Consider the following 1,933-nt stretch of genomic DNA (forward strand, 5'->3'; position numbering starts at 1 on the left):
CTTGCGTCCTGAACGCTGAAAGGAAGTTGATTGTAGGGAGCTTCTGTAAGCGGTGCTGTACGGATGATGAAGGTATTGGCCCTTCGGAGCCGCCCTGCGGGGGGAGGCTTCAAACCGCCTCATGCTGCGTTGGCTGAAGACCGTCGTGGTGAGCGATGAGGAAAAGGCGTCGTAAGAGGCGTCAGGTAGGGACCGGGAAGACGAACGCAAGTGAATCGCCGCTGACGTGTCGAAAGAAAATCAGATGGCATCGAAACCGGGGTGTGTCCAGAACTCCGGGATGAGCCTGGCGGGTGCCCGTTTATTGGCCAGGCGGTGTCCGGCATGTAGGCGACGTGAGTCCGGTCTGCTGCGTCCGTGCGGAACAGGAGAAGGCAGGACCTGATACTCCCCATCGTGTTGGTGGGGGAGAGGGAGTGCCCCGAGCAGACGCAACTGTGAGGGGTCGAGTACCGATGCGGGTCCTGCTGGCGGACCGGCCCGTAGTAGTGCTGAGGCCCCTGTAATGGGGGCGGAGCGAAGGGGCCGGGTCGTTCGTGACTGTGTTGATCACATCAACCGGATGTTCTCCGGGAGGAGTGGGGTGAGCCAGTTGAAGTCTCAGATCAAGCCGTTTGATATTTCGAAACGGGAAGTTGTGGAGGCATGGGAGGAAGTCAGAGCCAATAAAGGCGCGCCGGGCGTGGACGGGCAGAGCATTGCGGACTTCGAGAAGGACCTTCAGGGGAACCTGTACAAGGTTTGGAATCGGATGTCGTCGGGCTCGTACTTTCCGCCTCCGGTACGCGCGGTGGAGATCCCGAAGCCACACGGTGGCGGCACGAGGATGCTTGGCATTCCCGCTGTCGCCGACCGGGTGGCGCAGACCGTAGTGGCCCGGCATCTGTCGCGGAAGGTGGAGCCGATTTTCCATCCGGACAGCTACGGATACCGGCCAGGACGGTCCGCCTTGGATGCGGTGGGAAAGTGTCGGGAGCGATGCTGGCAGAGAAACTGGGTGGTCGAATTCGACATTCAGAAGTTCTTTGACAGCGTGCCCTGGGACCTGCTTGTCAAGGCGGTGGATGCTCACACGGATGCCGTTTGGGTGAAGTTGTACGTGCGCAGGTGGCTTGCCGCCCCGCTCGTCATGCCCGACGGCTCCCTGGTGAAACGGGAGTTGGGGACGCCGCAGGGTGCCCCGGTGTCTCCCGTGCTGGCGAACCTGTTCCTGCACTACGCGTTCGATGCCTGGATGGTTCGGGAGTTCCCCACCATCTGGTTCGAACGCTACGCGGATGACGCTGTGCTGCACTGCGTCACCGAGCGCCAGGCCCGCGAGGTGCTGGCCGCGCTGGGGGACAGGATGGCCGAGGTCGGGCTGCGGTTGCACCCGGACAAGACCCGGATCGTCTACTGCAAGGACCAGGTACGTCGAAGCTCGTACGAGCACGAGGCGTTCACGTTCCTCGGGTACACGTTCCGTGCCAGGAAGAACCGGACTCCGGACGGCAGGCAGTTCCTGTCGTTCGAGCCGGCGATCAGCAGGGAAGCCCTGACCAAGATCGGACGGGAGGTGCGGTCATGGCACCTGCACACTCGGACCGGTCTGTCCTTCGTCCAGCTCGCCCGCCGGATCAACCCGGCCGTGGCGGGCTGGCTCAACTACTACGGCCGTTTCCGGTGGTGGGAGTTGGAGTCCTTCGCGATGCGCATCAACGCCTACCTGGTGCGCTGGATTCGCCAGAAGTACAAACGGCTCGCGGCCAAGCGTAAGGCCCTGGCGAAGCTGCAGGAGATCGCCCGTCGATACCCCCGCATGTTCGCGCAGTGGCGCATCAGCGTGAGCGCCGTGACGGTCTGATGATCAGAGCGGCATGAGCCGTGTAACGGGAGACTGTTACGCACGGTTCTGTGAGGGCCGAGGGGTGAAATTCCCCTCGGCTACTCGGCA

At 62.7% G+C, this 1,933-nt stretch carries 1 protein-coding gene; it reads left to right on the top strand.

What is annotated here, in order from left to right; all coding sequences use genetic code 11:
* Positions 1–583 precede the first annotated feature (583 nt).
* Positions 584–1,843 (top strand): group II intron reverse transcriptase/maturase, encoded by a 1,260-nt coding sequence (ltrA, locus tag ACFXDE_RS43835; RefSeq protein ID WP_380499810.1) that lies wholly within the window; start codon positions 584–586, stop codon positions 1,841–1,843.
* Positions 1,844–1,933: the final 90 nt, after the last annotated feature.

It is taken from the genome of Kitasatospora sp. NPDC059408, assembly GCF_042751525.1.
Lineage (GTDB): Bacteria > Actinomycetota > Actinomycetes > Streptomycetales > Streptomycetaceae > Kitasatospora.